Here is a 13,012-nt window from a genome sequence, read left to right as displayed (position 1 = left end):
GAGCGCCACTTCACGCGCCCATGCCGCCATGGGCTTGGCCGGAGTGCCCCCCCATCGTTCGCCGCGAGGTATACTGGACGAAACGCCGCTCTGCGCGCCGATTTGGGCACCGGCCCCGATTCTGATATGCCCGACGGTTCCGCACTGGCCACCCATCGCCACGTAATCTTCCAGGACGGTACTGCCCGAGATACCTGTCAGGGCTGCAATTACGCAATGCCTTCCGATAACGACGTTATGAGCGATCTGAACGAGATTGTCGATCTTCGTCCCCTCGCCGATTATCGTATCCTTCAGCGCGCCGCGGTCGATGGCGCTATTCGCGCCAATCTCGACATCGTCCTGGATGATGACGCGGCCAACCTGCCGCACCTTGTAGTGGCCGCCGGGCCCCATTGCGAAGCCGAACCCGTCCTGTCCGACGCGAGCGCCCGCGTGGATAATGACGCGATTACCGATGAGCGCGTGCGTGATCGAAGCGCCGGGGCCGATGAAGCCGTCGCGGCCGATGGCGACACGGTAACCGATCACCGCACCGGCCGCGATGCGCGTGCCCCGCCCGATGGACGCGCCCGCACCGATCACTGCGCCCGGCTCGATGATCGCGCCATCTTCGATCTGGGCGGTTTCATCGACAGGCGAAGCGCCGGGCGCCACTTTCGGGGTGCCGGCATCGGGAAAGAATAGTTCCAGCGCGCGGGCGAACGCGCGATAGGGATCGCGCGCGACGAGCGGGACTGCGGTCTCGGGTAGTTGGGCGGCCGATGCCTGGGAGACGAAAACCGCCCCTGCCCTGGTGACCTTTAGCGCTGCGAGATATTTGCGATTGTCGAAGAAGGAAACGTCGTCGGGGCCAGCTTCGTCGAGCGTTCTGATCGCCACCATTCGGCGCCCGCCGAGAGACAGGAACGCTTCCGGAATCGTTGCATCCGCATGAGCGACGAGCTCGGAGAGAGTGTGAGGCCCCGCGGGAGCCCAGAAGCCGGGATGATCCATGTGACTCTGGCCCAAAAATTAAAATGCTAAGCGAGCATGTGCCCGCTTAGCATCGTTGAAGGCGATCGTAAAGTCCAAGGCGCGAGGCCGAAAGACGTGATCAGAACTTGGTTGCCGCACCGAAACGGAAGACCTGCGTTTCGTCGTAGCTTGCTTTGGCCAAGGCGTAGGCAAAGTCTGCACGAAGCGGGCCGACCGGCGAGTTCCAAAGGATCGAGGCGCCGACCGATGCCCGGATGTCGTTGGAGTCGTAGGTGCCAGCGTTCGTACCGGCCGCGCAAGTGTGAGATGCGCAATAGGCGTTTGCGAACTTGTTAGCATCGGACCCCCAAACAGAACCCGCATCCGCGAATACCGCACCGCCGAAGCCGAGGTCGTCAGGAATGAAGGGCAGCGGGAAGCGAACCTCAGCCGTGGCAGCCCAGAAGTTCTTACCGCCAACCGGGTCGTCGGTATAGATGTCACGAGGGCCAATGCCAGCCGTCGCGAAGCCACGGACCGTCTCGCCACCCTTGAAGAAGCTGTCGACGATACGGACGTTCTGATCGTCCCAGCCGGAGATATTGCCGCCAATAGCACGACCGACGAGGGTAATCTGCTTCGTGATCGGATAGTAGCCACGACCTTCCGCGATCGAGCGGATGTAGTTCACGTCACCGCCGACACCGGCAACATCCTGCGCGAAGGAGAAGTAGAAGCCTCGCGACGGATTCTTGCGGTTATTGCGGGTATCGTAGATCAGCGAGTAGCCGACCGACGAAATAACGGACGTGCCCTCAATCTGCTTCACGGCGAGCGACGAACCATCGGCCACGTCATAAACTTCGTCCGACATGAGCGTGTAGTTCGTGTTGAGCCACAGGCTGTCGATGAGCGCGAAGCCAAACCGCACGCTGCCACCGATCTTGAGGTCGGCATAACCCGCGTCGGTGTAGGACGACGAGGTGTAATCCGAGTTGCGAGCGAAGGCGTCGAGACCGAACGAGAGATTGCGGTCGAGGAAGCGCGGCTCCGTCCAGCTCACTTCGGCGCCACCGCTGACCTGGCTGCCCGTAACCTTGACCTGGAGATACTGACCAGTGCCGAGGAGATTGCGCTCGGTATAGGACACTTCGCCAAGGAGACCTTCGGCCGAGGAGTAACCTGCGGCGAAGGAGAGCTCCCCGGTGGACTGCTCTTCCACCACGACCGACAGCACCACACGATCCGGAGCGGAACCCGGCTCTCTGTTGACCTTCACGTCCTTGAAGAACCCAAGAGCGAGAAGGCGCAGACGAGCCTGATCGACCATGATCTTGTTGTAAGCGTCACCTTCCGCCACGCGAAACTCACGCCGGATGACGTAATCCTCGGTGCGATAGTTGCCGACGACGTTGATGCGCTCGATGTAAAGGCGCGGACCCTGCTCCACGACATAGGTCACGGAGATGGTACGGTTAACCGGATCGCGGTCGATGCGCGGACGAACCTGCCCAAAAGCGAAGCCCTGCTCGGCAACCGACACCGTCAAACGCTCGGCGGTACGATCAACCAGCTCGGCGTTATAAACGTCACCCGGCTTTGTCAGAAGATTGCCGCGGACTGTTTCGGCTGCGAATGCCGGAAGCGTCGATTCGACGTCCACACCTCCGAAGAAATATTGCGGACCCTCGTCGATGGTGAAGGTCAGGAAGAAGCCCTTGCCCTCCTGATCAACATCCGCAACCGCCGACATGACGCGCATATCAGCATAGCCGTTCTTGAGATAGTAGCGGCGGAGAAGTTCGCGATCGAGGTTGAAACGGTCCGGGTCGTAAACGGAGGTCGGCTTCAGGAAGTCGAGGAAGCTCGATTCGGTGGTCGTAATGACGCCACGCAACTCCGTGTCCGAGAACGACTGATTGCCGATGAAGTTGATGCCGACAACCTTCGTCTCAGGTCCTTCGCGGATTTCGAAAACGAGGTCAATACGGTTGTTGTCCAGTTCGATGATCTGCGCGTCGACCTGGGTGGCGTAATAGCCTTGGCGACGATAGACGTCGAGCACGCGCTGAACGTCCGCCTGCACCTTGGCACGCGTGTACATCGTGCGAGCCTTGAGCTGCACTTCCGCGGAGAGCGTGTCGCTCTTGACCTCGGTGTTTCCCTCGAAGGCGACGCGATTGATCAGCGGGTTTTCAACAACCGCGATAACAACCGAGCTTCCCTGAGGGGTGATACGGACATCCTGGAAAAGACCAGTAGCGAAAAGCGCGCGCAGGCTCTCGTCGGCCTTGTAAGCGTCATAGCGCTGCCCTGCCGTGAAGGTCAGGTAGGATTTGACGGTTTCCGGCTCGATGCGGCGGTTGCCCACGACTTTTATGTCGCGGACGACGCCACCTCCCTGGGCGAACACTTCCGTTGAATAGATCGCGCCGGCCGTGACGGTCACCGTCATCGCGGCCGCGAATAGTACGAGGGTCATGCAGACCCCACGGATTATGCTCGAGCGAAGCATCTGTTTTGTTGCCCCTATTACGCCGGATCCCCACCACAGCAGTTCAATTTGCCAGAGACTAGCAATTTGTGACGCCACGGTGGCTTGTCCCCCACCAATCAGTCTGTTTACGAACCGTCTGTTGCCCCCCGGCACCAAAACGGCAGACCACTCACTTCCCCTCAGAGACGCTAACGACGGCACACGCTTTCCACCTGCGGTGCAGGCGTTGGGCCGCGTGTGATGTCGGCTATGTTATTCCACGTCACGAAAATCATTAACATGATAAGCAAAGTGAATCCAAACTGAAAACCGATTTCCTGCGCCCGCTGGCTCAATGGGCGGCCGAGTATGGCTTCCGCGCCATAGAACAAAAGGTGGCCGCCGTCCAAAACCGGGATCGGGAACAGGTTGAAGAGCCCCACGCTGATCGAAATGAACGCGATCAACGGGATAAGGTTGACGAATCCATCGGAAGCGAAGGTCTTCGCGACCTCCGCAATCTTCACCGGACCGCCAAGCGTGCTCGCACAGGCGTTGCCCTTGAAAAGCTGTCCAAAAAACTGGAACGGGCCCTCGATGATGCGCCAGGTGCGTTCGACGCCGATCCCAACGGACTGCGCGAGGCCGACGCTTTCGATTCGGGCGTTCTCCCGCCTCGATCCACCCATCACGCCAAGCCGCCCGATGCATTCGTTTTCGGTGAGTTCCGGCACGGCGGTGAGGGCCATGACGCGGCCACCGCGATCGACCTCGATATCAAGCGTGGAGCGCGCGTTCAGCTTCACGTAATAGCTGAAATCCTCGAAGCTTTTGACCGGCCGTCCGCCGATGGACAGGATCTTGTCCCCCGCTTCGAGGCCCGCTTTCGCGGCAGGCGTGTTCGGCTCGACGCAAACGATTCGCGCTTCCTGGTAGCTGATGCCGTTCGCCAGCGCGAGACCGGCGAAGATCGCGATGCCGAGCGCGAAGTTCGCGAACGGTCCGGCGAGCACGATCAGCGTGCGCCGCCAGAGGTCGGCGGTGTGGAAATTGCCCCGGCGCTCTTCCGGCGTCAGCTTCGCGATCTCTTCGGCGGAGGCGACGCTGGACGCATTCTCATCGCCCTTGAACTTCACGTAGCCGCCGAGCGGAACCCAGGCGAGCCGCCAGCGAATGCCGCTTCGGTCCACGAAGCCTGCGATTTCGGGGCCGAAGCCGACCGAAAAGGTTTCCACCTTCACACCAAGCGCGCGCGCCGCGAGAAAATGCCCCAACTCGTGGATGATGACCACGACGCCGAGCACGAGGAGGAACGGCACCGTCCAGAGGAAGAACTGCCCGAACGCCGAGGATAAATCCGAGAGAATCATTGGGAACCTTACAGCGAGGAGGCGAAAAGCGACGCGAGGGATGCCTTATCGCTTCTGGAGCTTGCCGCAACCTGCGACTTGAACAGAAGCAATATAAGGCGTTTGACGGACTGCTTAAATACGCGGAGCCGCCGCTTCCGCGATTGTGACGGCGGGACGAGCGGAGCTGAGCGCCAATTTGGCGATATCGCGGGCGCGCTCGTCGATATGGGTGACGGCGTCGAGGCTATCCGGCAGGACGCCGGCGAGCGCGGATGTCGCCATGTCGAGCGTGCGTTCTACGGCCTCGGCAATGCCGGGGAAGGAAATCTGGCGGTTCAGGAAGGCTTCCACCGCCACCTCGTTCGCCGCGTTGAGCACGGTCGGCGTGTTGCCGCCCGACTTCAGCACCTCTTTTGCGAGGCGGAGCGCGGGGAAGCGCGTCTCGTCGGGCTTCTCGAAGGTGAGCGTTGCAGCCTCGGCAAGATCGAGCCGCTTGATGGTTTCCGCCTTGAGCCGCTCCGGCCAGGCAAGGCTCAGCGCGATGGGCGTGCGCATATCGGGCACGCTCGCCTGCGCGATCACCGAGCCGTCGGTGTAATAGACGAGCGCGTGGATGATCGACTGCGGATGCACGACGGCATCAAGCTGGTCGGCGCGCACCTTGAAGAGGTGGAACGCCTCGATGATTTCGAGGCCCTTGTTCATGAGCGTGGCGCTGTCGATGGTGATTTTCTGCCCCATCGTCCAGTTCGGATGCTTCAGCGCATCCTCGACGCGCGCCGCCGCGATCTGCTCCTTCGTCCATGTGCGGAACGGACCGCCCGAAGCGGTGAGCACGATCTTCTCGACGTAGCGGCCCTCCTGCTCATCGAGCGACTGAAACACGGCTGAGTGTTCCGAATCGACCGGCAGCAGCGTCGTGCCGTAGCGCTCGCGCTCGTTCATGAAATAAGCGCCGGCGCAGACGAGACATTCCTTGTTGGCGAGCGCCACCGTCCGGCCCTGCTTCAGAGCCGCCAGCGTGGGCGCCAGGCCCGCATAGCCGACGATGGACGCCATCACGACATCGGCATCGCGCGCCCCGGCATCGACCACCGCCGACTTGCCCGCGCCGCATTCTATCCCCGTCCCGGCGAGCAGGCCGCGCAGTTCCGCGCCCGCGCTTTCGTCGGCGATTGCCGCGAACTTTGCCTTGAACTGCACGGCGAGACTCGCGAGCTTCTTCGCGTTGCGGTTCGCCGACAGAGCCACGACTTCAAACCGGTCGGGATTCTGCGCGAGGAGATCGCAGGTGCTGTCGCCGATGGTGCCGGTGGCGCCCAGCACGCTCACGCGCTTTCGGTAACCCGCCCCATTCAATTCGTGTGCCTGCCCGTTCTTGGTCATTGATGCCTCACCAGATCAACAGCGCGCGCCCGGGCTTCAGCGGATCGGCCGCCGCCGCGATGAGACCAGCGCCCATCGCCGCGAAAACAAGTCCGTCCAGGCGGTCGAGAACGCCGCCATGCCCGGGGATCAGCCCGCTTGAATTCTTTACGCCAAAGGCGCGTTTGATGAACGATTCGCCGAGATCGCCGCCCATCGACACGATCGCGAGCAGAACGCTGAGCCCCGCCATGATCTCAACGGACGTATGCTCGAACCAGAGCGCGAACAGCACGCCAGCGAGGCCCGCCGTCGCTGCGCCGCCGATGAAGCCCGACCATGTCTTGTTGGGCGAGATGCTGGGCGCGAGCTTCGGGCCGCCAAGGAACCTGCCCACGAAGAAAGCGCCGGTGTCCGCCGACCATACGACGAGAAACAGGTAGATGATGGCATGAAATCCGTAGTCCGGGTCTTGCCGGATCGCGATGAGCGCGATGGCGGGAAAGCCCGCGTAATAGACGCCCGCCGCCGACCACCATGGATCGCTCGTGAGTTCACTGTTCTTGTGCAGGCGAAAGACGAGCCAGGTTGCCAGAACGATCAGAGCGATGGCGAGCACGCGCTCCCCGATCAGTGTGGCGTAGCCTGCGGCGATGATGGCGACCGTCTGGATGACGAAAATCCGGTCTATGTTGGAGCCTCGCACGACGCGACCCCATTCCCAGCTCATCAACGCGGCGGCGAAGAGGATGAGCCCCGCGAAGGTCGTTGTGCCGGCATAGGTCAGCGCCAAGGTCAGGACGACCATGACCAAGGCCGAATTGATCCTGAGAACCAGCTCTGAACTGAGAGGTTTGACCATTATCCTTCGCCCGTTCTAGCGGCTGCGAGGTGCGCGAGGTGCGCTATCCTGCAAGGCCGCCGAAACGGCGTTCACGCTGCTGGTAAGACGCGATCGCGCTTTCTAAAGTCTGTCTTGTAAAGTCCGGCCAGAAATTATCAACGAATAAAAACTCCGAGTAGGCACACTGCCACAGGAGGAAGTTGGAAATCCGCTGCTCGCCGCTCGTTCGGATGAGGAGATCGGGATCGGGAATCCCGGCGGTATCGAACTGTTTGGCGAACATCTCCTGCGTGATATCGGCAGGATCGATTTCGCCCGCCTTCGCCTGCTCCGCGAGACGCTTCGCCGCACGCACGATCTCATCGCGCGCGCCATAATTGAAGGCGATGATGAGTTCCATCCCGGTGTTGCCGGACGTCAGCGCCATTGCGTCGCGAAACATGGAAAAGAGGTCAGGCGGCACGCCCTCCTCGGAGCCGATGACGCGCACCTTGATGTTGTTCTGGTGGATTTCCGCGAGGTCGCGGCGAATGAACCGGCGCAGAAGCCCCATGAGGTAGGTCACTTCCAGCGGCGGCCGCTTCCAGTTCTCCGACGAGAAACTGAACAGCGTCAGATAGGAAATTCCGAGTTCAGCCGCGGCACGGACGCATTCGCGCGTGCTCTCGACCCCCCGGCGATGGCCTTCGGAGCGCGGTAGCCCGCGCTGCGCCGCCCAGCGGCCGTTGCCATCCATGATGATGGCGATGTGCTTTGGACAAGGGCGCTCATTTCCGTCGGCCAGAGCCTGTTCACGCAATCTCACTTCGAGCACCCATGATTACCGAGGCAATTTGCCGCTGAACCCGGCGGGCTCTTGCGCCTCGTTCCCGGCTCCGTCTGGCGGCACCGAGGCTACGCGCTCGACCCTGCGCCGGGCTTGAAGGGACCAAAGCTAGACCTGCATGATTTCATGCTCTTTCGTGGCGAGCAATGCGTCGATTTCCTTGATGGTCTTGTCGGTGAGATCCTGCACCTTGGTGGAGGTCTTGCCGCTCTCGTCTTCGCTGATCTTGCCGTCCTTTTCGAGCTTCTTGATCTGATCCATGCCGTCCTTACGCACGTTGCGCACGGCGACGCGCGTCGCCTCGGCATATTTCTTCGCGATCTTCACAAGTTCCTGGCGACGCTCCTGGTTCAGTTCCGGGATCGGCAGTCGCAGCGTCAGCCCATCGATGACGGGATTGAGGCCGAGGCTGGACTCGCGGATCGCCTTTTCGACGCCGTGTAGATTGCTCTTGTCCCACACCTGCACGGTGATGAGGCGCGGTTCCGGCGCGTTGACCGCAGCCACCTGCTGGATCGGCATCTTCGCGCCGTAAGACGTCTGAACCATGATCGGATCGAGCAGCGTAGCGCTCGCGCGCCCCGTGCGAAGCCCGCCGAACTCGCTTTTCAGCGAAGCGACCGAGCTCTTCATGCGCTTCTCGATTTCCTTGATGTCGAAATTGCCGGTAGCCATCTCCATCCCCTTCGAGTCTTGAGGCTGTGTTTCTTTAGGCCCTGATTTATGCGTCCGCGTCGGTTCCGACAACGCTGCAAAGGGCCTCACCGCGCATTACCTTGCCGATTGCGCCTTGTTCGTGAAGCGAGAATACCACGACGGGAATCGCGTTGTCGCGGGCAAGCGCGATCGCCGCAGCGTCCATCACCTTGAGATCCCGGGCCAAAACGTCCGAGAAGGTCAGCCGGTCATAGCGTTCGGCGCGCGGGTCTTTCTTCGGGTCGGCGGAATAGATGCCATCCACCTGCGTCGCCTTGAGCAGCGAATCGCAACCGAGTTCGGCTGCGCGGAGCGCGGCCGTGGTGTCGGTCGTGAAGAACGGGTTGCCCGTGCCGCCCGCGAGCACGACGACCTTGCCGGCCTCCAGATCTTCGACGGCGGCATCGCGCGAGAATGTGGCGCAGATTGTCGGCACCGGAAGCCCGGAGTAAATCGTGGCAGGCTGGCCGATGCGAACGAGCGTCTGCTGCAACGCCACGCCGTTCATGACGGTCGCAAGCATGCCCATGAAGTCGGCCTTCACGCGGTCCATGCCTTTTGCGGAGCCCGCGAGCCCGCGATAGATGTTCCCGCCGCCGACCACAAGCGCGATGCGCTTGCCGCTGTTCGCCAGATCGGCGATGTCGCGCGCGATGGCGTCGAGCGCCTGCGGGTCGATGCCGTACTGTCCGCTGCCCATAAGCGCCTCGCCCGAAATCTTGATGAGCGGGCGGGTAAAAGGAAGGTGCGCCATGGCTTTTCCTTGCGGCTGCGGGAGGACGGACGGCAAAGCTGCCGCCCGTTATATCGGTCTGTCGTTATTGATTTCCAGCGGCCGCCGCCACTTCCGCCGCGAAGTCGCCCTTCTCGGTGACAATGCCCTCGCCGAGTTCGAAGCGAACGAAGCCCGTAACCGTGATCGGCGCCCCGGCTTCCTTCTCGGCTTCCTTCACCGCCTTCTCGACGGTCAGGTCGGGATTGATCACGAAAGCCTGCTTCAGGAGGACGACCTCCTGATAGAACTTCCGGATGCGGCCTTCGATCATCTGCGCGATGACCTTCTCGGGCTTGCCGCTTTCCCTTGCCTGCTCGGTGAAGATCGCGCGTTCGCGCTCCACCACTTCCGGATTAACTTCTTCGTCCTTCAGAGCGAGCGGGTTCGTCGCCGCGACGTGCATCGCGATCTGACGGCCGATCTCGGCGAGCTTCTCTGCGCTGCCCGTCGATTCGAGCGCAACGAGCACGCCGATCTTGCCGAGGCCCGGTGCCGCCTGATTATGAACGTAGGTCGCCACAACGCCGTCGGTCACCGACAGCGCTGCCGTGCGGCGCAGCGAGATGTTCTCGCCGATGGTCGCCACGAGTTCCTTGAGGTGGTCGGTAACGGACGCCGTCTTGCCCGGATATGCGGCAGCGGCGAGCTTCTCGACGTCGCCGCCAGCCTTGAGCGCGAGCTTCGCGACTTCGGCCACGACCTTCTGGAATTCGGGATTGCGCGCCACGAAGTCGGTTTCGGAATTGACTTCGACCACCGCCCCGGACTTGGCTTCGGACGACACGCCGATCAGACCCTCGGCAGCCACGCGGTCCGCCTTCTTCGCGGCCTTGGACAGGCCTTTCGCGCGAAGCCAGTCGACGGCAGCTTCCATGTCGCCATTCGATTCCGACAGCGCCGTCTTGCAGTCCATCATACCTGCGCCGGTCTTCTCGCGAAGATCCTTCACCATGCCGGCAGTAATAGCAGCCATTCTCTACCTCATCTCGTTGCGCTGGAGCGCGCTAGCGCGCGCTCCGCCTTGATCGTCCTAGAGGTCCGGTTCCGACATTTGCATCCGTTTGCAGCACGCTCGCGAGCAAATGTCGGAATCCAAAGGACCACTAGCAATCCTCATTCTAGTGGAGCTTCTGAATTTGACATTTGAGCGAGAGCTGGAAGCAACCGGGCATCAAATGTCAAATTCGCTCCACTAGCTTGTCAGCTCGCGCGCCTGATCGACCCAGTCGCCCTTGGCGATCTGGCCGTTGCCGTGCAGCAGACGGTCGATTTCGTCCAGATTGTCCTGCGTGAACGCCGCGACCTGCCAGAAATGGAAGATGCCGCGCTCGTTGAGCTTCTTCTCGTGCGTCTTCGTGATACCGCGCACCTTCTTGAGGTCGTCCTTTTCGCCCTGCGGCTCGGCCAGACCTTCAAGCGTGGTTTCCGCGTCGCCTTCCTTCGCGGCGACGACGACAGGCGCCTCATCCTTGCCGTTCGTCGCAGGCGCTTCCGGCACTTCCTCAAGCGCGACTTCAGTGATCTCTTCCGCTTCGCCGATGTCGATGCCCGACACGCCCTGAGCGCGCTCGATGCCGTCGATGGCCGCGCGCGAAATCAGATCGCAATACAGCGTGATCGCGCGGCCCGCGTCGTCGTTGCCCGGGATCGGATAGTTGACGCCGTCCGGGTTCGAGTTCGAGTCGATGATGGCGATGACCGGGATCTTGAGCTTCTTCGCTTCCTGGATCGCGATGGATTCCTTGTTCGTGTCGATCACGAACAGCAGGTCCGGCACGCCGCCCATGTCCTTGATGCCGCCGAGTTCCTGCTCAAGCTTGTCGCGCTCGCGCGTGAGGTTCAGAAGCTCTTTCTTGGTGAAGCCCTGACCTTCGCCCGACACGAGGTCATCGAGATAGCGAAGCCGCTTGATCGAATTCGTGATCGTCTTCCAGTTGGTCAGCATGCCGCCGAGCCAGCGGTGATTGACGTAATACTGCGCGCTGCGCTTCGCCGCGTCCGCGACGGCGTCCGACGCCTGCCGCTTGGTGCCGACGAACAGGATGCGCCCGCCCTGGGCCACCACGTCGCTCGCCGTGACGACCGCCTGATGCAGCAGCGGCACGGTCTTCGACAGGTCGATGATGTGGATCTTGTTGCGCGTGCCGAACAGGTAGTCCGACATCTTCGGGTTCCAGCGGTGCGTCTGGTGACCGAAATGCACGCCAGCTTCGAGGAGCTGGCGCATCGTGAATTGGGGAAGCGTCATGGTATGTCCTTCGTCCGGTTAAGCCTCCGCGGGGCTGTGGATGGCGATGCCATCACCGGAATGCCAAAAAGGGCCGCGTAACGGCCCTGACATAATCCCCGCGTGTGAGATGCGCTTTTTATAGGGGGGCACGGTTCGATTTGCAAGAGCGGGTTAACGCGACGCTCTCGTCGGGACGGCATCGCCCCGCTCGGCGGCGCTTTCAAACAGGACAGGTTTTGGACAGAAGAAAAGTAGATACTTCTTGAGGGTCCATGAATTTGCGTTGGGGCCATTGAGCCGATTGGAACGCCGAACCCGGTCGATCCCGGTGTTCCTATGCGTCACGCAAGAATACACAAACAACGCCGCGAATCGCCCCTCACCCCACCTGCAACACGCCGGGCAGCGTCTTCAGCGTCGCGAGCTGGCGCGCCGAGATCGAAAAATTATCGCCGAGCTTGAACTCCACGGCCTTCTGCGCCTCGGGGATCTGTACCACGAGATTGACCTGAATACCGCCCTCGCGCCCGAGATGCTTCACGAGTTCGGCACCCTGCAAACGCTCCGTCGCGGTGATGGACACCTGCTTCGTGGTCTTGCCAAGTACATCGTCGAGCGCCTGAACGGCCTGCACGCGCACCTTGATCGCCTCGCCGTCGGCCTCGCCTTCCACATGGACGAGCACGTTCTTGCCCGCTTCGAGCTTGTCGCCCGCGACATTCAGCGTGTCGGAGAAGATGACGGCCTCGAACTGCCCCGTCGGATCGGAGAAGCCCGCGAACGCGAACCGGTTGCCGGACTTGGCCTTGCGGTCCTGCCGGTAGGTGACGGTCGCCGCGAGGCGCGACTCGGCGCGGCCATGCGCCTGCACGCGCGCCGAAAAGTCGCTCCATTTCAGCACATTCATGCGCGCGAGCTGGTCGGTGAAATCGTCGAGCGGGTGGCCTGAAAGATAGAAGCCCGCCGCGCCAAGCTCGTTTTCGAGCGTTTCGACGAGGCTCCATTCCGGCGCGTCCGCGAGGTCGAGGCGCGGCGCGGGGCCGCCTACGATCCCTCCGCCGAACATGTCCTCCTGACCGCGCGCGCGGTCCTCGGCGGCCTTCGAGCCGAACTCCACGAGCCGGTCGAGGTTCTTCGCCACCTTCGCGCGGTTCGTCTCCATGTCCTCGAATGCGCCCGCTGCGTTCAGCGTCTCGATGCCGCGCTTGTTCAACGCCTTCGGGTTGATGCGCAGCATGAAGTCGGCGAGATCGCGATAAGGCTTGTCGCCGCGCTCCTCCACGATATGTGCTGCGGCTGCGTGCCCCATATTCTTGAGGGCTGCAAGAGCGTAGCGAATGGCGTTGTCGCCCTCGGGCTCAAACTCGACCGCCGACTTGTTGACCGAGGGCGGCAGTATCGCGAGGCCATTGCGCTTCGCCTCACGCGTGAAGGCATAGAGCTTGTCCGTGTTGGCCATGTCGAGGGTCATCGACGCCGCGATGAACTCCT

General features: G+C 62.0%; 11 protein-coding genes. All 11 read right to left on the bottom strand.

The window, feature by feature from the left end; translation table 11 throughout:
- The coding region (lpxD, locus tag T281_RS12475; protein ID WP_037239377.1) for a UDP-3-O-(3-hydroxymyristoyl)glucosamine N-acyltransferase at positions 1 to 996 on the bottom strand (996 nt) is incomplete at its 3' end.
- 100 nt (positions 997 to 1,096) lie between these two features.
- A complete protein-coding gene (gene bamA / locus T281_RS12470) occupies positions 1,097 to 3,439 on the bottom strand; it encodes an outer membrane protein assembly factor BamA (RefSeq protein ID WP_081796780.1) in 2,343 nt (780 codons plus the stop codon).
- A gap of 203 nt (positions 3,440 to 3,642) precedes the next feature.
- The gene (gene rseP, locus T281_RS12465) at positions 3,643 to 4,803 is read right to left on the bottom strand and encodes an RIP metalloprotease RseP (protein ID WP_052037443.1); all 1,161 of its coding nucleotides are present in this window, start codon (positions 4,801 to 4,803) and stop codon (positions 3,643 to 3,645) included.
- A 114-nt stretch (positions 4,804 to 4,917) separates the two neighbouring features.
- Positions 4,918 to 6,171 carry a 1-deoxy-D-xylulose-5-phosphate reductoisomerase gene (gene dxr, locus T281_RS12460; RefSeq protein ID WP_081796779.1) on the bottom strand — a complete coding sequence of 418 codons (1,254 nt, stop codon included), beginning with the start codon at positions 6,169 to 6,171 and terminating at the stop codon, positions 4,918 to 4,920.
- A 7-nt stretch (positions 6,172 to 6,178) separates the two neighbouring features.
- Positions 6,179 to 7,012, bottom strand: a complete 834-nt coding sequence (locus T281_RS12455; protein WP_081796778.1) for a phosphatidate cytidylyltransferase — start codon at positions 7,010 to 7,012, stop codon at positions 6,179 to 6,181.
- A gap of 43 nt (positions 7,013 to 7,055) precedes the next feature.
- Positions 7,056 to 7,730 (bottom strand): isoprenyl transferase, encoded by a 675-nt coding sequence (locus tag T281_RS12450; RefSeq protein WP_245269236.1) that lies wholly within the window; start codon positions 7,728 to 7,730, stop codon positions 7,056 to 7,058.
- A 198-nt stretch (positions 7,731 to 7,928) separates the two neighbouring features.
- Complete coding sequence (gene frr / locus T281_RS12445) at positions 7,929 to 8,495, bottom strand: ribosome recycling factor (RefSeq protein WP_013419619.1); 567 nt, start codon at positions 8,493 to 8,495, stop codon at positions 7,929 to 7,931.
- A 46-nt stretch (positions 8,496 to 8,541) separates the two neighbouring features.
- Complete coding sequence (gene pyrH, locus T281_RS12440; RefSeq protein ID WP_037239375.1) at positions 8,542 to 9,270, bottom strand: UMP kinase; 729 nt, start codon at positions 9,268 to 9,270, stop codon at positions 8,542 to 8,544.
- Positions 9,271 to 9,334: 64 nt separating this feature from the next.
- The gene (gene tsf / locus T281_RS12435) at positions 9,335 to 10,264 is read right to left on the bottom strand and encodes a translation elongation factor Ts (RefSeq protein WP_037239374.1); all 930 of its coding nucleotides are present in this window, start codon (positions 10,262 to 10,264) and stop codon (positions 9,335 to 9,337) included.
- 219 nt (positions 10,265 to 10,483) lie between these two features.
- Positions 10,484 to 11,539, bottom strand: a complete 1,056-nt coding sequence (locus T281_RS12430; RefSeq protein WP_037239373.1) for a 30S ribosomal protein S2 — start codon at positions 11,537 to 11,539, stop codon at positions 10,484 to 10,486.
- A gap of 361 nt (positions 11,540 to 11,900) precedes the next feature.
- On the bottom strand, positions 11,901 to 13,012 hold a 1,112-nt coding region (locus tag T281_RS12425; protein WP_037239372.1), incomplete at its 5' end, for a helix-hairpin-helix domain-containing protein.

The organism is Rhodomicrobium udaipurense JA643 (genome assembly GCF_000636015.1).
In the GTDB taxonomy this organism is placed as follows: Bacteria; Pseudomonadota; Alphaproteobacteria; order Rhizobiales; family Rhodomicrobiaceae; genus Rhodomicrobium; species Rhodomicrobium udaipurense.
Note: the sequence above shows the minus strand (reverse complement) of the source record. Positions and strands in the feature narration are given on the sequence as shown.

Excerpts from the sequence above, each read along its gene's own strand:
- pyrH (WP_037239375.1), bottom strand. The coding sequence starts at position 9,270 with ATGGCGCACCTTCCTTTTACCCGCCCGCTCATCAAGATTTCGGGCGAG.
- T281_RS12450 (WP_245269236.1), bottom strand. The coding sequence starts at position 7,730 with ATGGATGGCAACGGCCGCTGGGCGGCGCAGCGCGGGCTACCGCGCTCC.
- T281_RS12430 (WP_037239373.1), bottom strand. The coding sequence starts at position 11,539 with ATGACGCTTCCCCAATTCACGATGCGCCAGCTCCTCGAAGCTGGCGTG.
- rseP (WP_052037443.1), bottom strand. The coding sequence starts at position 4,803 with ATGATTCTCTCGGATTTATCCTCGGCGTTCGGGCAGTTCTTCCTCTGG.
- frr (WP_013419619.1), bottom strand. The coding sequence starts at position 8,495 with ATGGCTACCGGCAATTTCGACATCAAGGAAATCGAGAAGCGCATGAAG.
- dxr (WP_081796779.1), bottom strand. The coding sequence starts at position 6,171 with ATGACCAAGAACGGGCAGGCACACGAATTGAATGGGGCGGGTTACCGA.
- T281_RS12455 (WP_081796778.1), bottom strand. The coding sequence starts at position 7,012 with ATGGTCAAACCTCTCAGTTCAGAGCTGGTTCTCAGGATCAATTCGGCC.
- tsf (WP_037239374.1), bottom strand. The coding sequence starts at position 10,264 with ATGGCTGCTATTACTGCCGGCATGGTGAAGGATCTTCGCGAGAAGACC.
- bamA (WP_081796780.1), bottom strand. The coding sequence starts at position 3,439 with ATGACCCTCGTACTATTCGCGGCCGCGATGACGGTGACCGTCACGGCC.